The sequence below is a fragment of the Bradyrhizobium sp. JR4.1 genome (assembly GCF_040548605.1).
Lineage (GTDB): Bacteria > Pseudomonadota > Alphaproteobacteria > Rhizobiales > Xanthobacteraceae > Bradyrhizobium > Bradyrhizobium canariense.
This window is the reverse complement of the sequence record NZ_JBEPRY010000002.1, coordinates 607048-632495: the sequence shown is the minus strand read 5'-3', so window position 1 is coordinate 632495 and position 25448 is coordinate 607048. Positions and strand designations below refer to the sequence as shown.

The following is a 25448-nucleotide window of genomic DNA, read 5'->3' as shown; positions in this document are numbered from 1 at the left end:
GGCCTGCTTCGCAACCTCCGGTGTTTGACCTTTGCGGTGGACGATGGCTTGGTGCGGTCGATCGCCCCTGAAGGTGCATCCACAAAAGAGCAAGATCAAAATCATGGGAAACGCCTACGAAATCTACGCACTGCGCTATGCGACGATGTCGCCGCGCACGCCCAATATGAACTTCCTCGCGCCCGACCCGCACGACAGCGCGGCGCAGGACCTCGACTATTTCGTCTGGCTGATCCGCGGCAACGGCCGCGACATTCTGGTCGATACCGGCTTCAATGCCGAGGAAGCGTCCGCGCGGGCGCGCAAGCTGACGCTCAATCCGGTCGACGCGCTGGAGCGCTTTGGTGTCGCGGCGTCGAGCATTCGCGATATCATCGTGACGCATCTGCATTACGACCACGCCGGCAATCTGGACCGTTTCCCGCACGCGCGCTTCCATATCCAGGAGCGCGAGATGGCCTACGCGACGGGACGCTGCATGTGCAACGGACTGCTGCGACATCCGTTCTCGGTCGAGCACGTCACGCAGATGGTCCGCCATGTCTATGGCGAGCGCGTCAATTTCTATTCCGGCGACGGCGAGATCGCGCCCGGCCTCACCGTGCACCGCGTCGGCGGTCATTCGGACGGCCTGCAGGTGGTGAAGGTCGAGACTGCGCGCGGGCCGGTGGTGCTGGCGTCGGATGCGGCGCATTATTACGCCAATCTCCAGCGCCGAAGCCCATTCCCGATCGTCTACAATGTCGGCGACATGGCGGTTGGCTGGGAGACGATCGAGCGTCTCGCCGGCCATCCTGACCGGTTCATTCCCGGGCATGATCCGATCGTGACGGAGATCTATCCGCGCGCCAGCGACAAGGTCGATGTTTGGGCGCTGCATTTGCCGCCGTCGCGATCGTTTGCGAAGTGATCAATACGCCTGCTTGGCGTCGGCCTCTTCGCTGGTCTGGATCAGGTCGAGGCTCTGTTCGATCTTGCCGAGCAGCGTCGATAGCTGTTTGCGCTCCTGCGCCGAGAGGCAGGCGAGGATCTCGTCTTCCCGCCGCAGCAATTGCGGAAACAGCTCCTCGTAGAGCGTGCGGCCTTTCCTTGTCAATCGCAGGCGGAATTCGCGGCGATCGGCTTCGTTCTCGACGCGCTCGATCAAACCCTGGTGCAGCAACATGGTCACCGCGCGGCTGATGGTGGATTTGTGCGTGCGGGTGCATTGCGCGACGTACTGCGCGCTGCAGGCATCGTTGCGGAAGCCGAGCGTCGCGATCACGCGCCAGGCCGGGATGTCGAGGCCGTGACGTTCCTGATATTCGACCGCGAGCGCGGAACTCACCTCCGCGGCGAGCCGGTTGAGGCGGAACGGCACGAACCTGAACAGGTCCAGCCGCGTTTTTGGCCGCGCTGAAGCCTCATCGGCCTCGCCTGTCTTCAGCGCGATGTCGCTGGATGTCCTCGCCAAGGAGAGCGCTCCGAATTCCAGTTGACGGCCGGCCGGCTCCGGTCCAAAATAGTTGCACGTGAGACTATCTAGCAGATCAGGCCCCTCCTGACCAGAGCCGAGGTTAGCGCATGGCGAAGGCCGATACGCATCAGGCCAAAACCCAGTTCGGCTATCGCCGCCACCCCGATCAGGATCGTTCCGGTCAGAGCGCGGCCGAGCATCCCGTGGTGATCGTCGGCGCGGGCCCGGTCGGGCTGTCGCTGGCGATCGACCTTGCCCAGCGCGGCCAGCCCGTCGTCCTTCTGGATGATGCCGACCGCATCGGAGAGGGCTCCCGGGCGATCTGCTTCTCGAAACGTTCGCTGGAATATTGGGACCGGCTCGGCGTCGGCGACCGCATGGTCGACAAGGGCGTGGTCTGGAGCGTTGGCCGCATCTTCCACGGCGAGCAGCAGCTCTACCAGTTCAATCTGCTGCCGGACGACGGTCACAAGCGGCCCGCCTTCATCAATCTCCAGCAATATTACGCCGAAGCCTATCTGGTCGACCGCATCAGCGATCTGCCCGAGATCAACCTGCGCTGGCGCAACAAGGTGACGGCGCTGGAGCGCCGCAACGATTCCGTCGCGCTCACGATCGAGACCCCGGAGGGTGCCTACCGCCTGCACGCGCAATATGTCGTCGCCTGCGACGGCGCGCGCTCTTCGCTGCGGCAGATGGTGGGCGCCGACTTCGCGGGACAGGTGTTCGAGGACCAGTTCCTGATCGCCGACGTCAAGATGACCGCGGAATTCCCGACCGAGCGCTGGTTCTGGTTCGATCCGCCTTTTCATGCGGGACGTTCGGCGCTGTTGCACCGACAGCCCGACGATGTCTGGCGCATCGACCTCCAGCTCAACCGCTATGCCGACCCCATCGTCGAGAAGAAGCCCGAGAACGTGCGGCCGCGGATTGCGCGCATGCTCGGCCACGACAAGTTCGAGTTCGAGTGGATCTCGCTCTACAAATTCCAGTGCCGGCGGATGGATCGCTTCGTCCATGGCCGCGTGATCTTTGCAGGCGATTCCGCGCACCAGGTCTCGCCTTTCGGCGCGCGCGGCGCCAATTCGGGACTCGAGGACGCCGAGAATCTCTCCTGGAAGCTCGACCGCGTGCTGCGCGGCGCTTCACCCGCGAGCCTGCTCGAGAGCTATCATGTCGAGCGCAGCCTGGCTGCCGACGAGAACATTCGCGAATCCACCCGCTCGACCGACTTCATGGCACCGAACTCGCATCAGGAAGCGCGGCTGCGTAAGGCGGTGCTGTCGCTGGCCAAGGAAACGGAGTTCGGCAAGCGCATGGTCAATGGCGGGCGGCTCTCGGTGCCGTGCAGCTATGACTCGCCGCTGTCATCGCCGGATGCGGATGCGTGGCGCGGTGGTCCGCTCCCGGGTTGTTCGATGCTCGATGCTCCCGTTACGACGCCCAAGGGCGAGCAAGCCTATTTGACGGATGCGTTCCGCAAGGGTGGGACAGACTTCACCTTGCTTTCGTTCAGCAACGGCGCGGCGATTGAGGCGCCGGTTGGTGTGAAGGATATCCGCATCGGCGGGAAGGACGGGCTCGCAGATCCGGCAGCGCTCACCGCAAAGCGCTATGATGCGGAACCAGGCTCAGCCTACTTACTCAGGCCGGACGGCTACGTTGCGGCGCGCTTCCGGCGTCCAACGCGCGAAGCGATTGCGACCGCGCTGTCGCGGTCTCAAGGCTTGAATTGAGGATTCGCATGCCGCTCTCGACCAGTTCCAACTTCGCGCGGCCCGACGACGCCTTTCGCGCCATCGTGGAGGCGCATCGTGGCTTCACCGACGAGCAAAGCGCCGATTTCGACGCGGCGCTGGTGCTGATCCTCGCCAATCACATCGGCGATATCGACGTGCTGCGGGAGGCGATTCTCCTCGCCAGGCGGCGCATGATCGACGGCCAGCAGCAACAGCAACAACAACAGCAACAACAATAACCCCGAAGACTTGAAGGATGAATTGATGGCGAAGAACTTCGCATCCACCGGCGACCTCTCCGAAAAGAAGATTACCTTCTCGGAGATCGGCACCGATCTCTACGCCTTCACCGCGGAGGGCGATCCGAACACCGCGATCATCGTCGGCGACGACGGCTGCCTGGTGTTCGACGCGCAATCGACGCCGGCGATGGCGAACAAGGTGATCGAGCGCGTCCGTACCGTCACCGATAAGCCGATCAAATATGTCGTGCTGTCGCATTATCACGCCGTGCGCGTGCTCGGTGCCTCCGCCTACAAGGCGCAGGGCATCGTCGCCTCGCAGGAGACCTATCGCCTGATCGAGGAGCGCGGCCAGCAGGATTGGGATTCCGAGTATGGCCGCTTCCCGCGCCTGTTTCAGGACGCATCGAGCATTCCCGGCCTGACCTGGCCGACGCTGACCTTCGAAGGCGAGATGTCGATCTATCTCGGCAAGCGCGAGGTGCGCCTGATGCAGCTCGGCGCCGGCCACACCTCCGGCGACATCGTCGCCTGGGTGCCCGATGCCGAGGTGATGTTCTCCGGCGACCTGATCGAATACCATTCGGCCTGCTATTGCGGCGACGCGCATTTGCGCGAATGGCCGCTGACGCTGAACGAAATCCGCAACTTCAATCCCAAGGCGATCGCGCCGGGCCGCGGCGATGCGCTCAAAGGTGTTGCCACGGTGCGTGAAGCCATCGCGATGACGCGTGACTTCGTCACCTCGCTCTATGGCGCCGCCGAAATCTCGGTCGCCAAGGGCCGCACGCTGAAGGAATCGATGGCCGCGACGCGCGAGGTCATGGATCCGAAATTTTCGAGCTTCGCGATCTACGAGCACTGTCTGCCGTTCAACGTGTCGCGCGCCTTCGACGAGGCGTCGGGAATCGACGACCCCGTGATCTGGACCGACAAGCGCGACCAGGAGATGTGGGCCGCCCTGCAAGGAGGAGGATCATCATGAACATCAATACCTCGCCCGATCAGATCATTCGCAGCACGGCCCAGGTCACGCCGGGCTACATGTCCGGCTTTGGCAACAGTTTTGAGACCGAGGCGCTGCCGGGCGCGCTGCCGATCGGGCGCAACTCGCCGCAGCGCTGTGCCTACGGCCTCTATGCCGAGCAGCTCTCCGGCTCTCCCTTCACGGCGCCGCGCGGCAGCAACGAGCGCTCATGGCTTTATCGTATTCGCCCGTCGGTGAAACATTCGGGTCGCTTCGAGAAGGCCGACGGCGGCCTGTGGCGCTCGGCACCGTGCCATGAAAACGATCTGCCGATCGCGCAGTTGCGCTGGAATCCGGCGCCGATCCCGAAGGAGGACATGACTTTCCTTCAGGGCGTGCAGACCATGACCACCGCCGGTGACGTCAACACCCAGGCCGGCATGGCCGCCCATGTTTATCTGATCACCAAGTCGATGGTGGACCAGCACTTCTACAATGCCGACGGCGAGCTGATGTTCGTGCTGCAGCAGGGCAATCTTCGCATCGTCACCGAGTTCGGTCGGATCGATGCCGAGCCCGGCGAGATCGTGGTGATCCCGCGCGGCGTCAAGTTCCGGGTGGAGATTCCGAGCGGACCGGCGCGGGGCTATCTCTGCGAAAACTACGGCGGCGCCTTCACCCTGCCGGAGCGCGGGCCGATCGGCGCCAACTGCCTCGCCAATGCCCGCGACTTCCTGACGCCGGTCGCGCACTACGAGGACAAGGACACACCGACCGAGCTATTCGTGAAATGGGGCGGCGCACTGTTCAAGACGACGTTGCCGCACTCGCCGATCGACGTCGTCGCCTGGCACGGCAATTATGCGCCGTATAAATATGATCTGCGCAGCTTCTCGCCGGTCGGCGCGATCGGCTTCGATCATCCCGATCCCTCGATCTTCACCGTGCTGACCTCGCCGTCGGAGACCCCAGGCACGGCGAATATCGACTTCGTGATCTTCCCCGAGCGCTGGATGGTCGCCGACAACACCTTCCGCCCGCCGTGGTATCACATGAACATCATGAGCGAGTTCATGGGCCTGATCTACGGCGTCTACGACGCCAAGCCGCAAGGTTTCGTGCCGGGCGGCATGAGCCTGCACAATTGCATGCTGCCGCACGGCCCCGATCGCGACGCTTTCGAGCACGCCAGTAATGGCGAGCTGAAGCCGGTCAAGCTAACTGGCACCATGGCCTTCATGTTCGAGACCCGCTACGCGCAGCGCGTCACCGCGCACGCCGCGAATTCCGCGACGTTGCAGGACGACTACGCGGATTGCTGGAAGGGCCTGGAAAAGCGGTTCGATCCGAGCAAGCCGTAGCGATCTTCCCCTCTCCCCTTGTGGGAGAGGGTGGCTCGCCGCGTAGCGGCGAGACGGGTGAGGGGTCTGTCTCCGCGAACAAGCCTCTCTCATTCGGACACGCAGATACAACCCCTCATCCGGCGCCAAAGCCGAAGCTTGGCTTCGGCGTTCTCTTAAGTAACGGCGGCCAAAGGCCGCCTATGCCACCTTCTCCTGCAAGGGGAGAAGGAAAAAGGACCGAGTGAAAAAGTGACAACCCACCCCAACGATCCCAGCCTCCGCTCTTTCATCGACGTCGATCCCGCCTCCGACTTCCCGATCCAGAACCTGCCTTACGGCGTGTTCTCGACCGCGGCCAATCCGACTCAGCGCGTCGGCGTGGCGATCGGCGACTATGTGCTCGATCTCTGGGAACTCGAGCAGGATTCGCGGCTCGACGTCGGGCCGCTCGGCGTGTTCTCGACGCCGTCGCTCAATGCTTTCATGACGCTGGGACCAAAGGTCTGGGCGAAGACGCGGGCGCGGATCAGCGAGCTGTTGCGCCACGATCATCCCGAGCTGCGCGACAACGAGGAGCTGCGCAAGCAGGCTCTGGTGCCGATGCGCGATGCGAAACTGCATCTGCCATTCGCAGTCTCCGGCTACACCGATTTCTATTCGTCCAAGGAGCACGCCACCAACGTCGGCGTCATGTTCCGCGGCAAGGACAATGCGCTGCAGCCGAACTGGCTGCACATGCCGATCGCCTACAACGGCCGTGCCTCGACCGTCGTGGTCTCGGGCACCAAGGTGAAGCGTCCGCGCGGGCAGCTGAAGCCGCCCTCTGTCGAGGTGCCGAGCTTTGCGCCCTGCAAGCGGCTCGATTTCGAGCTGGAGATGGGCGTCGTGGTCGGGCAGCCTTCGCCCATGGGCGGGATGCTCACGGAGCAGCAGGCCGAGGAGATGATCTTCGGCTTCGTGCTGCTCAACGACTGGAGCGCGCGCGACATCCAGCAATGGGAGTATGTGCCGCTTGGCCCGTTCCTCGCCAAGGCGTTCGCGACCTCGATCAGCCCGTGGGTGGTGACGCGCGAGGCGCTGGAGCCGTTTCGTCTGAGCGGGCCGGAGCAGGAGCCGGTGCCGCTTGATTACCTCAAGCGGGGCAAGCCTCAGAACTACGATCTCGAGCTCGACGTCTCCTTGCGCGCCGCCGGCGCCAACGCGCCTTGCGGCATCAGCCGCACCAATTTCAAGTACATGTACTGGTCCTCGGTGCAGCAACTGATGCACCACGCCTCCTCCGGCTGCGCCATGAATGTCGGTGATCTCCTCGGCAGCGGCACCATCTCCGGCCCGGAGAAGAACCAGCGCGGCAGCCTGCTGGAGATCAGCTGGAACGGCACCGAGCCGGTCGAATTGCCCGGCGGCATCAAACGGACGTTCCTGGAAGACGGCGACAGCCTCGTCATGCGCGGCTGGTGCCAGGGCAAGGGCTATCGCGTCGGTTTTGGTGATGTCGAAGGGACGATTTTGCCGGCGGAGTAGGGCCGAGCTCTCCCCATATTCTCCGTCATTGCGAGGAGCCCTTGCGACGAAGCAATCCGGACTGCTTCCTCGGAGACAGTCTGGATTGCTTCGCTTCGCTCGCAATGACGGCGGGGAGGCAGCTCACCGCCTCTCCGGCGCCACGTCTTTGACCCGCGCGCAATGCGCCGCGACGTCCTCCAGGCTGTACTTCAGATGTACCCGCTTGTCCGACGGCGCCTGGTTGGTCGTGCACACGCCCGGTCGCCATTCCTGCGTTGGCCTGATCGGGCGCGGCGCAAAACCGCCGCCGCAGTTCGGGCAGACGTTGGAGAGTTTCGTCTCCACACAGTCCGCGCAGAACGTGCATTCATAGGAGCAGATCCGCGCATCGGTTGCGTTCGGGGGCAGGTCGCGGTCGCAATACTCGCAGTTCGGTCGAAGCTGGAGGGCCATAGTCGAATCTCCGCAGATTGACTGCGATCATCGCAGACGGCGCGTGGCGCGCGAATGCCGTAGTTCCCTCGATTTCAGCCAGCCTTCAATTCCTTCAGCGGCAGCCGCGTGCTCTCCTTCAGCCGGTCGAGCACGATCGAGGAGCGCACATGCGCCACGCTCTGGTGCGGCATCAGCACGTCGTTGACGAGATTGGAGAGACCCTTCAGATCGCGCAGCACGGCCTTGAGCACGTAGTCGGCGTCGCCGGTGAGCGAATACGCCTCCTGGATCTCGTCGATGCGGTTGACCAGAGCCCGAAACCGCTTGGAATTGTCCGGCGAGTGGGTCGCCAGCGTGACCTGGATGAAGGCGATCACGCCGAAGCCGAGCGCCTCGCTGGAGAGATCGGCATGATAGCCCGCGATCACCTTCTCCTCCTCCAGCCGCATCCGCCGCCGCGAGCATTGCGAGGCGGAGAGCCCGGCGAGGTCGGCGAGCTCCTGGTTGGTGAGGCGGCCGTCGTCCTGGAGCGCGGCAAGGATCTTGAGATCGAAGGCGTCCACCGGAATCATGCGTGTTTCATCCACTTCATGCACAGACTGTGCATATGTTAGTCAAAAGCCGTCTCATTTGCACGCCCCTTGCGCGTCCCATGAAGGATAGTTCCTTCCAGCAGCCATTTGGGAGAGCAGCATGGGTCCGTTTCCGCACGATGCACCGCCGGCCACGATCAGCGTCGACAATCCGATGGGCACCGACGGGTTCGAGTTCGTCGAATATGCGCATCCCGATCCGAAAGAGTTGCACGCGCTGTTCAAGCTGATGGGCTATGCGCCCGTCGCGCGTCACAGGACCAAGTCCATCACGGTCTATCGCCAGGGCGACATCAACTATCTCGTCAACGAGGAGCCCGGCACCCACGGCTTCGACTTCGTCGCCGCGCACGGCCCGTGCGCGCCGTCGATGGCGTTCCGCGTCGTCGATGCGAAGGCGGCCTATGGCCGCGCGATTTCGCTCGGCGCCGAACCTGCCGATGTGTCCTCCGCGCAGAAGACGCTCGATGTCCCCGCGATCAAGGGCATCGGCGGCAGCCTGCTCTACTTCGTCGATCGCTATGGCGCCAAGGGATCGGCCTATGACAGCGAGTTCGAATGGCTCGGCGTGCGCGATCCGCGTCCCGCCGGCGCCGGCCTGTTCTATCTCGATCACCTCACCCACAACGTCCATCGCGGCCGTATGGATGTCTGGACCGGATTCTACGAGAAGCTCTTCAACTTCCGCCAGATCCGCTTCTTCGACATCGAGGGTCGCGCCTCGGGCCTGTTCTCGCGGGCGCTGACGAGCCCCGACGGCAAGATCCGGATTCCGATCAACGAGGACGCCGGCGATTCCGGCCAGATCGAGGAATATCTGAATATCTATCGCGGCGAAGGCATCCAGCACATCGCCTGCGGCTGCCGCGACATCCACCGCACCATCGAGGACTTGCGCGAAGCGGGCCTGCCCTTCATGCCGGCGCCGCCCGCGACCTATTTCGAGCGGATCGACGCGCGGCTGCCGAAGCATGGCGAGGACGTCGCGCGGCTTCAGAAAAACGGCATCCTGATCGACGGGGAGGGCGTGGTCGACGGCGGCCAGACCAAGGTGCTGCTGCAGATCTTCTCGGCCAATGCGATCGGCCCCATCTTCTTCGAGTTCATCCAGCGCAAGGGCGACGACGGTTTTGGCGAGGGTAATTTCAAGGCGCTGTTCGAGTCGATCGAGGAGGATCAGATCCGGCGTGGGGTGTTGAAGGTGGATGCGGCGTAGGCGCGCTACCTATAGGCACGCCGCAGCGTCAAACACAGCCGTCGTCCTGGCGAAAGCCAGGACCCATTACCCCATGGAGCGCTCGGTGGGCGGACTGGTAACTCCGAGTCTTCGTCAAACCACGTTTGGTGGCTATGGGTCCTGGCTTTCGCCAGGACGACCCGGAGTGTGATGCGACAGCGGAGGCCTTAACGCTCCGCCCACGCCCTCGTCACCGCGCCGATCTCGGCCACTTCCGGCTCTCGCACCGCCGATGGGGTCCGCGAAAAGCGTGGCGCCGGCGCCGGCTGCTTCACGCCGTGGCGCTCGACGAAGACGTTGCGGGCGACCATGTGCGGATGCTCGGTCGCTTCCGACATGGTCAGCACCGGCGCAAAGCAGATGTCGGTGCCTTCCATGATCTTGCACCAGTCCTCGCGCGTCTTGCTCTTGAATACCGTCTTCAATTTTTCCTTCAGCGCGGGCCAGGCCTTGCGGTCCATCTGCGCGTCGAAGTCGGCGTCGGTCAGGCCGGCGTGTTCGCGCAGCAACGCGTAGAACTGCGGCTCGATCGAGCCGATCGAGACGAAATGGCCGCAGGCACATTCGTAGACGCCGTAGAAATGCGCGCCGCCGTCGAGGAAGTTCTCGTTGCGGCCTTCGGTCCAGCGGCCGAGCGTGGTCATGTCGAAGAAGAACGACATCAGCGATGCCGCGCCGTCGCACATCGCGGCATCGACGACCTGGCCCTTGCCTGACCGCGAGGCCTCCAGCAGCGCCGCGAGCACGCCGACCACGAGGTAGAGCGCGCCGCCGCCGAAATCGCCGACCAAATTGAGCGGCGGCACCGGCGCTTCCTTCGTGCCGATCGCGGCGAGCGCGCCGGTGATGGAGATGTAGTTGATGTCGTGGCCGGCGGCGTTGGCGAGCGGGCCTTGCTGGCCCCAGCCGGTCATGCGGCCGTAGACCAGCTTTGGATTGCGCGCGAGCACCACGTCAGGCCCGAGGCCGAGCCGCTCCATCACGCCGGGACGAAAACCCTCGACCAGTGCGTCGGCATTCGCAAGCAGATCGAGCACCTCCGCGATCGCCGCCTTGTCCTTGAGGTCGAGCTCGACCACCTTGCGGCCGCGGCCTGCGACCGACTTCATGTTCTTCCTGGCGCCGACCCGATCGAGCGTGACGATTTCGGCGCCCATGTCGGCCAGCATCATGCAGGCGAACGGGCCTGGTCCAATGCCGGCGAATTCAACGATGCGGAAACCTGCGAGCGGGCCGGAGGTGCGGACGGAGGAGTTTTGGGCTGATTGATCGAGCACGTGTTTGTTTCCTCGGATCCAAGGCGCATATTGCGATGGTCGGCAAGCGCCGAGGCGTTGCTCTGCGGGGCGAGTTAATTGGCCGATTAACTTTTCTCGCCTCCACGCCAGTGAGGCAAGCGCTTTTCACCCGCACGGCCAAATAAAACGGCGCGCACCGAAGTGCGCGCCGCGGAAAATTTGTGTTGAGGCGCTAAGGCGCGATGATCAGCGAGCGGCAGCCACCGCGCGCTGCGCCATCACCTTGATGAGGTTGGCGCGGTACTCCGCCGTTCCGTGGATGTCGGCCAGCAGATTGCTCGCCGAAATGCTCACGCTGTCGATCGCCGACGGCGACCAATTCGCCTTCAGCGCCGTTTCGATGGCCGGGACCCGCATCACGCCGCTTTGCGAGGCGCCGGTGGCGGCCACCCGAACCTCGCCCGACTTCGTCTGCGCGACGAACACGCCGGTCAGCGCGAAGCGAGACGCCGGGTGGCGCATCTTTTCGTAGCCTGCCTTCGCCGGAACCGGGAACGACACGGCGGTGATGAGCTCGCCGTCTTCCAGCGCCGTCGTGAACAGGCCCTGGAAGAAGTCATCCGCCGTAATCGACCGCTTGTTGGTCTTCACGGTGGCGCCGAGCGCGAGCAGCGCGGCCGGAAAATCCGCGGCAGGATCGTTGTTGGCGATCGAGCCGCCGATCGTGCCGCGATAGCGCACGGCGGGGTCCCCAAGCACCGAGGTGAGATAGGCGATTGCGGGGATCGCCTTCTTCACATCGGCATTCTGCATGATGTCGAAATAGGTCGTGCCGGCCTTGATGGTCAGCACGTCGCCCGAGAGTTCGACGCCTTGCAGCTCCTTGATCTTGCCGAGGTCGATCACGTCGGACGGACTGGCGAGGCGTTGCTTCATCACCGGCAGCAGCGTCTGGCCGCCGGCGAGGAACTTTGCTTCGCTGCTCTTGGAGAACAGGGCGACGGCCTCGTCGACCGAGGACGCGCGATGATAAACGGTCTGGTACATCTTCGTTCCTCCCTTAAGCCGCGTGGATCGTGCGCCACACCCGGTCCGGGGTTGCGGGCATTTCCAGATTGTTCTTGCCGATCGCATCCGTGATCGCGTTGATCACGGCCGCTGACGCGCCGATCGCGCCGGCCTCACCGCACCCTTTGATGCCGAGCGGATTGCCCGGGCACAGCGTCGTGGTGTGGGAGAGGTTGAACGAGGGAACGTCGTCGGCGCGCGGCATGGCGTAGTCCATGAACGAGGCCGTGACCGGCTGCCCGCTGGCGTCGTAGATCGCGTGCTCGAGCAACGCTTGTCCGATGCCTTGCACGAGACCGCCATGGACCTGGCCCTCGACGATCATCGGGTTGATCAGCCGGCCGAAATCGTCGGCCGCGACAAAGTTGACGAAAGACGTCTTGCCAGTGCCGGGATCGACTTCGAGCTCGCAGATATAGGTGCCGGCCGGGAAGGTGAAATTGGTCGGGTCGTAGAAGGCGCTTTCCTTCAGGCCCGGCTCCATCCCGTCAGGCAGATTGTGCGCGGTGTAGGCCGCGAGCGCGACCATCGGGAAGGCGATCGCCTTGTCGGTTCCGGCCACCTTGAACTCGCCGTTCTCGATGACGATGTCGCCTTCCGAAGCTTCCAGCGCATGCGCGGCGATCTTCTTGGCCTTGGATTCCATCTTCTCCATGGCTTTCAGGATCGCGGTGAGGCCAACGGCGGCCGAGCGCGAGCCGTAGGTGCCCATGCCGAACTGCACCTTGTCGGTGTCGCCATGGACGATCGAGACCTGGCTGATGGGAACGCCGAGCCGCTCCGCGACGAGCTGGCAGAACGTGGTCTCGTGACCCTGGCCGTGGCTGTGCGATCCCGTCAGCACCTCGATGGTGCCGACCGGGTTGACGCGGACTTCGGCGGACTCCCAAAGACCGACGCCGGCGCCCAGGCTGCCGACGGCCTTCGACGGCGCGATGCCGCAGGCCTCGATGTAGCAGGACACGCCGATGCCACGCAGCTTGCCGTCGGCCTTCGCCTTGGCCTTGCGCCCGGCAAAGCCGGCATAGTCGATCGCCTTCATCGCGGCATCGAGCGAGGCGTTAAAGTCGCCGGTGTCATAAGCCATGATCACCGGCGTCTGGTGCGGGAACTGGGTGATGAAGTTGGTCCGGCGCAACGCGGCCGGATCGACCTTCAACTGCCGCGCCGCCGTCTCCATCAGACGTTCGATCAGATAGCTCGCCTCGGGGCGGCCGGCGCCGCGATAGGCGTCGACCGGCGTGGTGTTGGTGTAGACCCCGACCACCTCGGCATGGATCGCCGGGATGTTGTACTGGCCCGACAGCAGCGTCGCGTAGAGATAGGTCGGCACCGAGGACGAGAACAGCGACATGTAGGCGCCGAAATTGGCGTAGGTCTTCACCTTCAATCCGGTGATCTTGTTGTTGGCGTCGAACGCCATCTCGGCATGGGTGACATGGTCGCGGCCATGCGCATCGGTGAGGAAGGCTTCGGTGCGGTCGCCGGTCCATTTGACGGGACGGCCGACCTTCTTCGAGGCCCACAGCGCCACCATCTCTTCGGGATAGATGAAGATCTTCGAGCCGAAGCCGCCGCCGACGTCGGGCGCGATCACGCGCAGCTTGTGCTCGGGTGCGATGTTGTAGAACGCCGACAGCACCAGGCGGGCGACGTGCGGATTCTGCGACGTCGTGTAGAGCGTGAAGTGCTCTTCCGCCGAATCGTAGTCGGCGATCGCGGCGCGCGGCTCCATCGCGTTCGGCGCGAGGCGGTTGTTGGTGACGTCGAGCTTCACCACGTTGGCGGCCTTGGCGAAGGCGGCATCGGTGGCGCCCTCGTCGCCGATCACCCAGTCATAGACCTGGTTGCCGGGAGCTTCGGGATGCAGCTGCGGCGCGCCGGACTTGATCGCGGCGTGGACGTCGGCGACCGCGGGCAGCTCTTCGTAGTTCACGACCACGGCTTCGGCCGCGTCGCGTGCGAGATTTTTGGTCTCGGCGATCACGACTGCGACGGCCTGACCGACGAAGCGCACCGTCTCCGGCGCCATCGCCGGCCATGCGCCCATCTTCATCGGGCTGCCGTCCTTGGAGGTGATGGCCCAGCCGCAGATCAGGTTGCCGACCTTGTCGTCGACGATCTCCTGTCCCGTCAGCACCGCGACCACGCCCGGCATCTTCAGTGCCGCGGAGGAATCGATTCCCTTCACCTTGGCATGCGCGTGCGGGCTGCGGACGAAATGGGCATGGGTCATGCCCTGCAATTTGATGTCGTCGACGTAGCGGCCCTTGCCGGTAATGAAACGCTTGTCTTCCTTGCGCACGACGCGCGCGCCAATGCCTTCAACACCCATGTCTGGTCCTCCCGACCGGAATTTGCCTTGACCGCGCTTTCCCTCGAAAGCGGCGGCGATGGTTTTTGTTTCGAGGCGCGCCGATTACTCGGCCGCCTGCGAGACCTTCATGCGGCCTGCCGCGTCCAGTACGGCTTTGACGATGTTGTGGTAGCCGGTGCAGCGGCAGATATTGCCTTCGAGCTCGTGGCGGACGGTGGCCTCGTCGAGCTGGCCGCCATGGCGGTGCACGATATCGATCGCCGACATGATCATGCCCGGCGTGCAATAGCCGCACTGCAGGCCGTGATTGTCGCGGAAGGCTGCCTGCATCGGGTGCAGCTCGTCGCCCTTGGCGATGCCTTCGATCGTGGTGATGCTGGCGCCGTCGGCCTGTCCCGCCAGCATGGTGCAGGATTTGACCGCCTTGCCGTCCATATGGACGACACAGGCGCCGCACTGGCTGGTGTCGCAGCCGACATGGGTTCCGGTGAGGTTGAGGTGGTCGCGCAGCAGCTGAACCAGCAGCGTGCGGTCCTCGACGTCGACGGCAACAGCCTTGCCGTTCACCGTCAGTTTGACTGTAGACACGTGAGTACCTCCCGAATGTTTATAGTTATTCCAATTAGAGACAGCGCGAACGGAAGTTTGCAACTGGGATTTTACAGGCGGCGCGTCATGGAAAGGTCATCGTGACGGTTGTCGCGGGTGGGCGATTCGGTCGCGATGCCCCGTGCCGCCGCCAGCGCGTGGCGCGACTTTGCAAGGAGCCTTCGAAAACGATGCACGCTTCGGTCAGCGGCGGGCTTAATTCAACCGCCGGTGCGAGGCGCTGGTCCTGGACGTGGGGTCCTCGCGCGTCATGTCTCCCTTTGATGTCTTGTTCGTTGACATGAATAGGAGCACGCGCTTGCGCCATTGTAATCGCGATCTTGGTAGTAGACGGCGGCAAGCTAAGTCATTGATTTTGTTCGTGACCGTGCAGCGCAGCTGTGCTGGCCCGATGCCGGCGGCGAGCCGTGCCGGCCGGGGCCTCCCAGGACTGCGGCCGTGGGGCTGAAGGTCGGTCCCGGTAAAGGCGACGCGCGGGCGGCGTCGTAGGCTTTGCGAAGGGCGGGCCACGGTCCGGCTCGGAAACGATCGCCTGGCGTCACCATCCTGCACGGCGAGACCGACGCGCAGACCGGCGGCAAGTTCGCTCGCGCCCGATCGACCCCACGTCGCGAAAACCTGCCGCGAACGTCTTCGAAAACTTCGCGGTGGTGGTAGCGCCATCGTCGTGACCGATGCACGCGAAGCCGGATGGGAGCGGCCCGATTGTGTCGCGGTGCGCCCAAATCCGACGGCTCGTTTCGAGCTGCAAGCAGGGACAAGACGCAAGTCTGAACAACGAGATGAGCGGCGCAACTCGCCAACCATCCGCACTACTACCTTCCGCCTATACTAACCGCGAAACGGCGATGCTGTAATTTCAAACGATGGCTCGCAGACAAACTGCGCATCACGAGCGCAGCGCGCTCAAGCGCCCAACATGGCGTGCACAACAACATCGCGGAGGGAATACATGACCTTTGGAACGAAGGGCTTCTTGGCTGGCATCTCGATGATTGCGATGCTCGCCGCCGCTACGCCGGGCGTTCGCGCCAACGACTCCCTGCTCAAGGCGCAATCCGATTCGAACCAGTGGGCCGTTGCCGGCCACGACTACGGCAACACGCGCTTCAGCCCGCTGAAGCAGATCAACACCGAGAACGCCGGCAAGCTGACGCTCGCCTATTCGTTCTCGCTGGCGTCGCTGCGTTCGAACGAATCCTCGCCGATCGTCGTCGGCAACACGCTCTTTGTTTCGAGCTCCTGGGGCCCGAAATATGTCTACGCGCTCGATGCCGCCACCGGCGCGCGCAAGTGGACCTACGAGCCCGATATTCCCGAGGACGTGCTGCAATACGCCTGCTGCGATGTGAACAATCGCGGCGTCTCCTATGCCGACGGCAAGATCTTCGTCGGTCGCCTCGACGGCAAGCTGACGGCGCTCGATGCCGCGACCGGCAAGTCGCTGTGGACGACGAAGGTGGTCGACTACAAGCAGGGTTCGGTCATCACCTCGCCGCCGCTCGTCGTGCGCGACAAGGTCATCACCGGGTTCGGCGGCGGCGAATACGGCGTACGCGGCTCGCTCCAGGCCTTCGACATCGGCACCGGCAAGCAGTTGTGGCAGACCTATACCGTTCCGTCGCCGGATGAGCCCGGCGGCGACACCTGGAAGGGCGACTCCGCCCAGCATGGCGGCGGCGCGCCCTGGCTGGTCGGCTCCTACGATCCGAAGACCGACACGGTTTATTGGGGCACCAGCAATCCTGGTCCCTGGAATACGGCGGTGCGCTCGACCGGCGACGGCAATTTCGGCAAGCTGACCAATCTCTACACCGCCTCGACGGTGGCGTTCGATCCCAACACCGGCAAGATCAAGTGGCACATCCAGACCACGCCGGCCGATGCCTGGGACTATGACGGCGTCAACGAAGCCGTGCTCGCGGATCTGAAGATCGGCGGCAGCACCGTTCCGGCGCTGATGAAGGCGGATCGCAACGGCTACTTCTTCGTCGCCAACCGCGAGACCGGCAAGGTGCTTTCGGCGGAGAAATACGTGTTCTCCAACTGGGCCAAGAAGTGGGACGTCGCCACGATGCGCGCGGTCGAGGATCCCGACAAGCGTCCCGGGCCGAATCATCCCGCCAAGGACATCTGCCCGAACCTGATCGGCGGCAAGAACTGGCAGCCGATGTCGTTCAATCCGCAGACCGGTCTCGTCTACATCCCGTCCAACAACGTCTGCATGGACTGGTCGGTCTCGGACGTCGCCTACAAGCGCGGTGTGTTCTATCTCGGCGCCGAATTCCCGACCAAGGAAGGTCCCGGCGGCTTCCTCGGCGAGCTCGTGGCCTGGGACCCGGTGGCGCAGAAGAAGGTCTGGTCGATCAAGGAAGACCTGCCCTTCAACGGCGGCACGCTGACCACCGGCGGTGGCCTCGTGTTTGCCGGCAACATCCATGGCGATTTCCGCGCCATCGATGCGAAATCCGGCAAGGTGTTGTGGAGCAAGAATCTCGGCTCCGGCATCGGCGCAGGTCCGGTGACCTATCAGGTCGACGGTAAGCAATATGTCGCCATCGTCGTCGGCCGCACCGCTGCGCTGCCGGCGTTCCTGGGCGAGATAGGAAAGAAGATGACGGCCGCAGCCCCCGAGGGCGGTTCGCTCTTCGTGTTCTCCGTCCAGTGAGCACTCGCGCGCGTATCTCGATATGACGGGATACGCGCGCGCCCTTTCCTGACACGAGCTGCGGCATCGGCCGATGCCTGGTGCCGCAGCGCCTGGCTCAACAGAGCTCCGGCCCAATCAAGAGCTACGGGAGACGAGGATGCGTCCGAATCGTTCTGGCATCGGTGCGAGCCGAAATCGCGCCATCGCAGGTCTGCTCGCATGTGCCGCCGCGCTGGTGGTTCCCGCCTTGCTGCATGCGGACGAGGCGCAGCCGCTGCGTCTCTGCGCCGACCCGACCAATCTTCCATTTTCAAGCGATAATCCGTCTCAGCCGGGCTTCTATGTCGAGATCGGGCAGGCCCTGGCGCAGGCGCTCGGCCGGCCGGTCGCCTACGACTGGTACAAATCCTATTTCGGCAAGCGTACCGTGCGTGTCACGCTGCTCGGCAAGCAATGCGACGCCATGATCGGGCTGCCGCGGTCCGAGGATTTCATGGGACCGGCCGTGATCTTCTCCGGCACGGTCGCGAAGGAGGGCTATGGCCTCGTGGCGGCCAAGGGGCAGGTGCTCAACGGCCTCGACAGCCTCCACGGCAAGCGTGTTGCCGTGCAGTTCGCCAGCACGCCGCAAAATTTGCTCGCGAGCCGCGCCGACATCCGGATGGTGACGGTGCTGTCGCCCGAGGAAGGCATGCAGGCGCTCGATCAGGGCAAGGCCGACGTCGCCTTCATCTGGGGCCCGGTCGCCGGCTGGCTGAACAAGACCAGCTACAATGATCGCTATCAGATTCAGCTCTCCGAGGGCGAGGGCCTGTCATGGGATGCGGCGATCGGCTTTGCGAAGACATCCACCGAGCTGCGTGATCGCGTCGATGCCGTCCTGCCGCAGCTTCAGGCCACGATCGGCGCGCTCGCGGTCAAATATGGCTTGCCGACCGGCCAGCCGGCTCGCTTCGGTGCGGCCCCAGCGATGCCGGCGGGAACGACCATCGGGGCCGGGCCCGGCGCGACGCAGACCGCCAGTGTGGTCGCCACCGAGACCAAGGGCGACGCGCCCGGCACCGAGGCCGTCGGTTCGGGCAAGGAGATCTTCAACGGAACCTGTGCGCACTGCCACGGTCCGGACGCGATCCAGAGCGAGCGGAAGATCGACCTGCGGCTGCTGCGTCATCGCTACGGTGACGATATGCGCGAGAAATTCTGGACCACCGTGCATGAGGGGCGGCCGACCAAGGGTATGCCGGCCTGGAAAGAGGTCTTCACCGACGATCAGTTCGACCACATCTTTTCCTTCCTGCTGACGGTCCAATCCGAATCGAACGACTGAGCGATCTTGACCGAGCGCGATCGGGAGGATGTGGTAGCGTCCGTCCGGCATCATCCCGGCGCCGGACGGCGATCGCATGGATGTGCCGCTTCCGCCGCCGCGGCAGGTGCGCGTGCGATGCAGTGTTGGGAAGGCGCCATGACCAGCTTCCTGATCATCGACGATCATCCGCTGTTTCGCGAGGCGCTCGGCAATGCGGTGCGGCTGGCCTTGCCGGAAGCGCGGATCTTCGAAGCGATGTCGATCGCGGATGCGCTGCATATCCTGTCGGCCGAGCAGGGTATCGACCTTGCGCTGCTCGATCTTTCGCTGCCGGACGCGACCGGCTTCTCCGGCTTTCTGCGCTTGCGCGAGGCCTTTCCGCGCCTGCCGGTCGCCATCGTGTCGAGCGAGGAGGACCAGCGCGTCGTCCGCGAGGCGCTGGCGCTGGGTGCCGCCGGATATCTGCCCAAGTCGACGTCGAAGCGTGAGCTGGCGCAATCGATCGAGGGCGTGCTGAGCGGGTCGGTGTCGGTGCCGAAGGATTTCGTGGCGACGCCGCAGCGGCGGGCCGAGGCCAGCAAGGCGCTCGAGGTCAAGCTGCACGAGCTCACGCCGCAGCAGCTTCGCGTGCTCGACCTCCTGCGTCGCGGCTATCCGAACCGCCAGATCGCCCAGGAGCTTCAGCTCGCGGAATCCACGGTGAAGGCGCATATCACCGAGATCCTGCGCAAGCTCGGCCTGTTCAGCCGCAACAAGGCGATCATCGAAATCGGCAAGATGGAGCTGCCCGATCCGCGCAGCCGGCCTTATGCGCGGCCCGATCGCGGCAGGTCGCAATGACGCGCAGTGTCGTTCTTGACCTGGATCAAGCCGGCTTGGCGGTGCCGAGCCATTCTCAACGCGTTCAATTCGACGCCGGCCCTGGCGGCCTCCTGGGCGAGGTCTTCAGCAAGGTCTTCACAATGGCTCTTACGTGATGCGATTTCTGATCGTCGAGGACCATCCGCTGTTTCGCGAGGCGCTCGAAGGCGCGCTCCGGATGGTGGCGCCCGCGGCCGATATTGTTCAGGCGACGTCGATCGACGGCGCGCTGGAGCAGATCGCGGCGAGCACCGAACTCGACCTGATCCTGCTCGATCTGTCGATGCCGGGCACCACGGGTCTTTCGGGCATCATCCGCATCCGCAAGGCGTTTCCAAAAATTCCCGTCGTCATCGTATCCGGACATCAGGATCGGCAGATCGTGTCCGGCGCGTTGTCGCTCGGCGTGTCCGGCTACATCCCCAAATCGTCGTCCAAGCAGGAGCTGGCACAGTCGATCGGCGAGGTGCTGCGCGGCTCGGTCTGTGTTCCCGCCGCCTATCGCGGACGGGCCCGGCCGCAACGGGCGTCCGGCCCCGCGCAGGATCTCCTGAAGCGCCTGCACGAGCTGACGCCGCAGCAATTGCGCGTGCTCGAAATGCTCCAGCGCGGCCTGCAAAACAAGCAGATCGCCTACGAGCTGACGATTTCGGAGACCACGGTGAAGGTCCACGTCTCCGAGATCCTGCGCAAGCTCAACGTGCTCAGCCGCACCAAGGCGATCGTCGAAATGTCCAGGATCGACTTCGCGACGCTGGCAGCCGAGAGCCCCACGGCCCATCGCGAGCGGGCACAGCCCGATCCACCCGCGCGGGACTAGCCCAGCAGGAACGACAGCAGCGCCCGCATCTCGGCGGGCTTGATCGGCTTCTTCAGCACCTCGAGGCCGTGGCGGCTCGCTTCCTTTGCAGCCTTGTCGGAGTAGTCGGCGGTGATGATCATGGCCGGCGTGTCGAGCTTCAGATGCTGGCGGACATCGGCGATGGCCGACAGGCCGCTCTCGCCGTGATCGAGGTGCAGATCGGCGATCACGGCATCCGGCGCACCGCCGAGCTCGCTGAGGCGCAGCAGCGCATCGGCAGCCGAGCGCGTGGTCGCGACGTCGCAGCCCCAACCTTCCAGCAGCGCGGCCATCGCCTCCGAGCCGTTCGGGTCGTTCTCGATCAGCAGGATCTTGGCGCCTTCGAGCCCGCTATAGTGCCGCTCGTCGAGCTTGATCTCGTGCACCTCGTCGCCGACCTCCGCGAGGTCGGTCGGCTCCAGCTCCAGGGTGAAGGTCGATCCTTTGCCGATCCGGGACGACAACTGCACCCCGTGACCGAGCACGGTTGCGAAACGGCGGACGATGGAGAGGCCGAGCCCGAAGCCGGCCTGGTCGGTCGCGGTTGCTTCGCCGCGCTGGAATTCGCGGAAGATTGCCTCCTGCTGCGCCGGCGCGATTCCGGGCCCGGTGTCGGAGACCTGGATGCAGATGCGGTCGCCCCTCAGCCGGCATCCCATGACGACGCCGCCGCTGCGGGTATAGCGGATTGCATTGGCAAGCAGGTTCTGAAGGATCCGTCGCAACATCATCGCATCCGACCTCACCGCGTGCGGTGAGGTGCGGATGCGCAGGGCAAGCCCCTGCCGCGCCGCGACCGGCTCGAATTCGTTGCGAAGCTGCTCGAACAGGGGCGCCAGCGCGATGGCGCGCACGTCGGGCTTGAGTGCGCCGGCGTCGAGCTTTGCGATCTCCAGCAGCGACCGCAGCAGGTCCTCCAGCATCAGCAGCGAGCGGTCGGCCTGGTCGATCAGCAGGCCCGCTTCCTGCGACTCCATCATTTCGGTCAGCGCCGACAGCGTCAGGCGCGCCGCGTTGAGCGGCTGCAACAGGTCGTGGGTGACCGAGATCAGCACCGATGATTTCAGCGAGCTTGCCGCTTCGGCCTGTTGCTTGGCGCGATAGAGCTCTTCATTGGCGCGCTCGACCGAATGCAGCGCCCCGCGCAACTGGTGAGTCCGGTCGCGGACCTTGTGGTCGAGCGCAATCGCGGTCTCGAACAGCGAGAAGGCGTTGAGCTGCTGGTCCATCGAGCGCTCGACGCGCGACATCAGGGCGGCGTTGATCTTCTTCAGCTTCGCCGCCTCGCGCCGCAACTGGTCGGTCGCATCAGGGCCCTGCCACATGTCCGTCATGACGGGCGCCTTCCGATCGCGACGCCGGTGAAGGTCTGGTTCACATGCATGGAGCCGAACTGCTCGCCATAGGTGTGAAAGCCGACGACTCGGTTCTGCCGGTACAGTTCGGACATGTCGCGGGTGAGCTGGTGCTGCTCGGCGTCGAGCCGCCGGAGCAGGCACTCGAAGCCGATATAGAGCGAGACCTCTCCGATCTGGTCGCGGATTTCGGTGAAGGTGTCGCGGGTCGAGCCGACCAGGCTGCGGGACGTCGCCGCCGTCAGCACCATGCCTTCGTCGATGGCGCAGAAGAAATGCAAGGAGCCGTCCGGTTCGACGCGCTGGATCGACCGCGCGTAATAGGCGCCGCCGACCCGCACCAGCACCGGGTGGGACGCGAAGGAGAACGGATCGAGCTTGGCGTCCAGGATCCCGACCATGCGCGAATATTCCTCGGCCGCTGGCTCCGCGTTCAGCTCCCTGACCGTTCGATTTTCGATGTCGGCTTCGGTGACCACCATCTTCTGCGGACTGGGCTCGAAATTGTCGCACTTGAAAACCCGGAACGGCAGCGAGGTGTTCAACAGGATCAGGAGGGCGGCATTGGTGTGTGCCGTGCCGTCGCAGAACACCCAGGTCTTCTCGAAGCGCATCCCGTCACCCGCGGAGCCGCCGACAACCGGAATGTCGTCGAGCGAGGCATAGATCGCGGACATAACTGCCTCTTCGCGGCGGCACAGGCCGTCGATCAACACCAGGCCGAAGGCATTGCCGCGATCGACTTGCGGGGTGATCCGCAACAGCTCGTGCCGGAGCTCGCCGCCGATTCTGCGGCCGTCCTCGACGCGGAAACTGTCGAGGTTGAAAATCGGCCGCACCGCGGCCGAGAAATCGGCACGGCTGAACGCGAGCGCCACGACGCTGTTCTCGTCCCAGCCGTCAGGGGCGAGCTCGCCCGCGGTCGTGCAACCGCAGATCCGGGTCTCATCGAACTGCCGGGTGATCTCGGCGATGAAGCGATGGGGGTCGTAGCGGGGCGAGAGGAAGACCAGGATCAGCGCCAGCTCGTCGGACGGTAGTTGGGCGACGAGCTCGGCCACGGCTTCATCGACGCTCGCAGCCTTCGATTTGGCAACGGCAACGCCAGACGCACCGCCAAACCGAAAATCGGTTTGCCCCACTCGTTTCTCCCCTCGAGGACCAGCCCGGTCTAACGCCAAGTGCCTGATAAGTGTCCGACAAGTTCCCCAAGAGTAAGGCGCTTTCCGGTTGGCCGCAACACGGCCCCCTCGGCCCGGCAAGGCTGAACGAGCGCCGGGAGGACGGATAGTCTCGCCACCCGGGGTGCAGGCCGGCTGGATTTACCGCCTCTTGACGTTTCTGCCTTAATTTTCCGCACAAGTTCGGGAAGGGCTGCTTCCGGGCCGGCTGAGCGTTGCAAGAACAGAGGGTTGGGGGTGGGAATGTCCGGACGTATCGCGTCTTCGTCGAAGCGCACCATAATGCCGACCCTCAGGTTCCGCGCCAAGATCATTCTGGGCTTTGCCGCCGTGCTGGTGATCTCCGCCGGCAGCATGGCTTTCTCCTATTTTGGCTTCGAGCGGGTCTCGTCCGGGGTCGGGTCCTACCGCAGCAGCGTCACCGAGGCCGATCTCGCCCGCAATATCGACCGGGAGCTGCTCGCCTATCGCTCGGCCGTCAAATATTTCGTCGTCACCGGCAAGGAGGACGACGCCAAGACGGCGCTGGACGCGGAGACCGGCCTGAAGAGCGCCATCGACCAGGCGGTCAAGAGCGCCAAGAAGCCGGCGCGCCAGGAGAGCCTGGGCAAGCTCGCCAAGGAGTTCTCCAACTTCTCCGCGACCTTCGCAAAAGTCCTCCAGGCCAAGCGTGACAGCGCGCTGCTGGTGCAGAACCAGCTCATGCGCAACGCCAACCTCCTGAAATACAAGCTCGACGACATCGGCAACAATGCCTCCGATTCCGAGGCGCAGGCGATCGAGTTCGGGACCAAGCAGGTCAATGCCCAATTCCAGACCGCGAACGCGGCGGCGACCAATTTCGTGCTGACATCCGATCAGGCGATTGCGACCAGCGCGCTGGCGCGGCTGAAATTCGTCGAGAACTCGCTCGGCGCGGTTTATTCCATGGACGACAAGATCGTCGCCGGCCTGAAGGATGCCAAGGGATTACTCGGTGCCTATCGGGAATCGCTGGAGAAACTGATCGCCAATGCCAAGATGATCGACGATCTCGTCACCGAGATGAGCGGTTCGGCCGGCGCGATCCTTCAGGGCGCTACCGCCATGAAGGCGGACCTCGTTGCCGAACAGCAGCGGCTGGAGTCCGAATCGGAAGCGACCATCGGGAAGACCGAGCAACTGGTGCTGATGCTGGCCGTCGGCGGCACGCTGCTCGGCGCGGTCCTCGCTTTCCTGCTCGGCACCGGCATTTCGCGTCCGATGATCGCGATGTGCAAGGCGATGCGCGAGCTTGCCGCGGGCAATTTCGATGTCGTGCTGCCGGGCCTGGGCCGCAAGGACGAGATCGGCGAGATGGCTGGCGCGGTCGAGGAATTCAAGGTGCAGGCCGTGGCCAAGGCCGAGCGCGACGCCGCCGCCAACGAGGCCCAGAACAAGGAAGCGAGCGCTGCTCGCCGTTCGGAGCTGATTCGTTTCGCCGACGATTTCGAGAGCGCGGTCGGTGCCATCGTCTCCAACGTCTCGGCCTCGGCCGTGCAGCTGGAATCGGCGGCCTCGACGCTGACCCGCACCGCCGAGACCACGCAGAGCCTGTCGAGCCAGGTCGCCGACGTCTCCGAGCAGGCCTCCAGCAACATGCAGTCGGTCGCGACCGCGACGGAAGAGCTCTCGGCCTCGGTCGAGGAGATCGGCCGCCAGGTACGCGATTCCAGCCGCATTGCCGAAAACGCCGTGGTGCAGGCAAAGGAGACCGACAATCGCATCGGCAAGCTCTCGCATGCCGCCCAGCAGATCGGCGAAGTGGTCAAGCTGATCACGGCGATCGCCGAGCAGACCAATCTTCTGGCGCTCAACGCGACCATCGAAGCGGCACGCGCCGGTGAAGCCGGCCGCGGCTTTGCCGTCGTGGCCAGCGAAGTGAAGTCGCTGGCGAGCCAGACCGCGAAGGCGACCGACGAGATCTCTTCGCACATCACAGGCATGCAGGGCGCCACCACCGAGTCGGTTGCGGCGATCAAGGAGATCGGCGCCACCATCGGCCAGATCTCGTCGATCTCGACGTCGATTGCGAGCGCAGTGGAGCAGCAGGGCGCGGCGACGCAGGAAATCGCGCGCAGCGTCCAGACGGTTGCACAGGGCACTCAGACCGCTGCCACCGACATCGGCCAGGTCAACCGCGGTGCCGCCGAAACCGGCTCGGCTTCGGAAGAGGTGCTGCATTCGGCCAAGACGCTGTCGTCCGAAAGCACCCGCCTGCGCGCCGAGCTCGACCGCTTCATGGGCAATATCCGGGCAGCGTAAGCTCGAAGGGGGACACGCACTCCGCCGTCGTCCCGGCGAAAGCCAGGTAATAGGTCTTGGATCGGCGCTCCGCTTCGCTTGTCCAGGACGACGAGACCCTGCGTCACCTAACCGCCAGTTGCGGCGCCACAAGTTTACCGCCGCTTATCCTTTGCCATTTACCGTGCTCACGCGTCAGGAAGCGGGCTGCTTCCGGGCTGCGCCTGTTTTTCCGCGAA

At 64.4% G+C, this 25448-nt stretch carries 21 protein-coding genes; 12 read left to right on the top strand and 9 right to left on the bottom strand.

Annotated features, from left to right (window positions below):
* The first annotated feature begins 103 nt into the window (after positions 1-103).
* Entirely contained in the window at positions 104-910 is an 807-nt protein-coding gene (locus tag ABIB90_RS08215; protein ID WP_354200621.1) for an N-acyl homoserine lactonase family protein, read from the top strand.
* On the opposite strand, the gene ABIB90_RS08210 is transcribed toward ABIB90_RS08215, so the two are convergent.
* Positions 911-1453 (bottom strand): MarR family winged helix-turn-helix transcriptional regulator, encoded by a 543-nt coding sequence (locus ABIB90_RS08210; protein ID WP_354200620.1) that lies wholly within the window; start codon positions 1451-1453, stop codon positions 911-913.
* A 110-nt stretch (positions 1454-1563) separates the two neighbouring features.
* On the opposite strand from ABIB90_RS08210, the gene ABIB90_RS08205 reads away from it, so the two are divergent.
* The 5 genes from ABIB90_RS08205 (at position 1564) to fahA (ending at position 7271) form a co-directional block, all read left to right on the top strand.
* Positions 1564-3192, top strand: coding sequence for an FAD-dependent oxidoreductase (locus ABIB90_RS08205; RefSeq protein WP_354200619.1), 1629 nt, complete (start codon positions 1564-1566; stop codon positions 3190-3192).
* A gap of 8 nt (positions 3193-3200) precedes the next feature.
* Complete coding sequence (locus ABIB90_RS08200) at positions 3201-3434, top strand: DUF2783 domain-containing protein (protein WP_354200618.1); 234 nt, start codon at positions 3201-3203, stop codon at positions 3432-3434.
* A gap of 25 nt (positions 3435-3459) precedes the next feature.
* Entirely contained in the window at positions 3460-4422 is a 963-nt protein-coding gene (locus ABIB90_RS08195; protein WP_007599044.1) for an MBL fold metallo-hydrolase, read from the top strand.
* A complete protein-coding gene (hmgA, locus tag ABIB90_RS08190) occupies positions 4419-5765 on the top strand; it encodes a homogentisate 1,2-dioxygenase (RefSeq protein ID WP_354200617.1) in 1347 nt (448 codons plus the stop codon). The genes ABIB90_RS08195 and hmgA overlap by 4 nt, the downstream gene beginning before the upstream one ends.
* Before the next feature lie 231 nt (positions 5766-5996).
* The gene (fahA, locus tag ABIB90_RS08185; RefSeq protein ID WP_219683358.1) at positions 5997-7271 is read left to right on the top strand and encodes a fumarylacetoacetase; all 1275 of its coding nucleotides are present in this window, start codon (positions 5997-5999) and stop codon (positions 7269-7271) included.
* Positions 7272-7394: 123 nt separating this feature from the next.
* Here fahA and ABIB90_RS08180 read toward each other — a convergent pair whose 3' ends face one another.
* Both ABIB90_RS08180 and ABIB90_RS08175 read right to left on the bottom strand, forming a co-directional pair.
* Positions 7395-7706 carry a DUF1272 domain-containing protein gene (locus ABIB90_RS08180; protein WP_219683357.1) on the bottom strand — a complete coding sequence of 104 codons (312 nt, stop codon included), beginning with the start codon at positions 7704-7706 and terminating at the stop codon, positions 7395-7397.
* Positions 7707-7780: 74 nt separating this feature from the next.
* Positions 7781-8260, bottom strand: coding sequence for an Lrp/AsnC family transcriptional regulator (locus tag ABIB90_RS08175; RefSeq protein ID WP_007604464.1), 480 nt, complete (start codon positions 8258-8260; stop codon positions 7781-7783).
* Between the two features lie 121 nt (positions 8261-8381).
* On the opposite strand from ABIB90_RS08175, the gene hppD reads away from it, so the two are divergent.
* Positions 8382-9497 (top strand): 4-hydroxyphenylpyruvate dioxygenase, encoded by a 1116-nt coding sequence (gene hppD, locus ABIB90_RS08170; protein WP_219683356.1) that lies wholly within the window; start codon positions 8382-8384, stop codon positions 9495-9497.
* 188 nt (positions 9498-9685) lie between these two features.
* Here the strand turns inward: hppD and ABIB90_RS08165 are convergent, their stop codons facing one another.
* The 4 genes from ABIB90_RS08165 to ABIB90_RS08150 all read right to left on the bottom strand — a co-directional run bounded on the left by ABIB90_RS08165 (position 9686) and on the right by ABIB90_RS08150 (position 14729).
* Positions 9686-10795 (bottom strand): CaiB/BaiF CoA transferase family protein, encoded by a 1110-nt coding sequence (locus tag ABIB90_RS08165; protein WP_219683355.1) that lies wholly within the window; start codon positions 10793-10795, stop codon positions 9686-9688.
* A gap of 207 nt (positions 10796-11002) precedes the next feature.
* Positions 11003-11803 (bottom strand): FAD binding domain-containing protein, encoded by an 801-nt coding sequence (locus tag ABIB90_RS08160; RefSeq protein WP_354200616.1) that lies wholly within the window; start codon positions 11801-11803, stop codon positions 11003-11005.
* 13 nt (positions 11804-11816) lie between these two features.
* On the bottom strand, positions 11817-14159 hold the full coding sequence (locus ABIB90_RS08155) for a xanthine dehydrogenase family protein molybdopterin-binding subunit (protein WP_354200615.1): 2343 nt from the start codon (positions 14157-14159) through the stop codon (positions 11817-11819).
* 84 nt (positions 14160-14243) lie between these two features.
* A complete protein-coding gene (locus ABIB90_RS08150; RefSeq protein WP_027515099.1) occupies positions 14244-14729 on the bottom strand; it encodes a (2Fe-2S)-binding protein in 486 nt (161 codons plus the stop codon).
* 973 nt (positions 14730-15702) lie between these two features.
* Here ABIB90_RS08150 and ABIB90_RS08145 point away from each other — a divergent pair.
* The 4 genes from ABIB90_RS08145 to ABIB90_RS08130 all read left to right on the top strand — a co-directional run bounded on the left by ABIB90_RS08145 (position 15703) and on the right by ABIB90_RS08130 (position 20390).
* A complete protein-coding gene (locus tag ABIB90_RS08145; protein WP_354200614.1) occupies positions 15703-17418 on the top strand; it encodes a PQQ-dependent methanol/ethanol family dehydrogenase in 1716 nt (571 codons plus the stop codon).
* 139 nt (positions 17419-17557) lie between these two features.
* Entirely contained in the window at positions 17558-18727 is a 1170-nt protein-coding gene (locus ABIB90_RS08140) for a c-type cytochrome (RefSeq protein ID WP_354200613.1), read from the top strand.
* A 138-nt stretch (positions 18728-18865) separates the two neighbouring features.
* A complete protein-coding gene (locus ABIB90_RS08135; RefSeq protein WP_035995389.1) occupies positions 18866-19549 on the top strand; it encodes a response regulator in 684 nt (227 codons plus the stop codon).
* A 136-nt stretch (positions 19550-19685) separates the two neighbouring features.
* Entirely contained in the window at positions 19686-20390 is a 705-nt protein-coding gene (locus ABIB90_RS08130; RefSeq protein WP_007599066.1) for a response regulator, read from the top strand.
* Here ABIB90_RS08130 and ABIB90_RS08125 read toward each other — a convergent pair.
* On the bottom strand, positions 20387-21745 hold the full coding sequence (locus tag ABIB90_RS08125) for a hybrid sensor histidine kinase/response regulator (RefSeq protein WP_354200612.1): 1359 nt from the start codon (positions 21743-21745) through the stop codon (positions 20387-20389). The two genes, ABIB90_RS08130 and ABIB90_RS08125, sit on opposite strands and share 4 nt — an antisense overlap.
* Entirely contained in the window at positions 21742-22908 is a 1167-nt protein-coding gene (locus ABIB90_RS08120; RefSeq protein ID WP_354170337.1) for an FIST N-terminal domain-containing protein, read from the bottom strand. Before ABIB90_RS08120 ends, ABIB90_RS08125 begins: the two co-directional genes overlap by 4 nt.
* A gap of 282 nt (positions 22909-23190) precedes the next feature.
* Here ABIB90_RS08120 and ABIB90_RS08115 point away from each other — a divergent pair, with 282 nt between their 5' ends.
* Entirely contained in the window at positions 23191-25230 is a 2040-nt protein-coding gene (locus ABIB90_RS08115) for a methyl-accepting chemotaxis protein (protein WP_354200611.1), read from the top strand.
* The last annotated feature ends 218 nt before the right edge of the window (positions 25231-25448 follow it).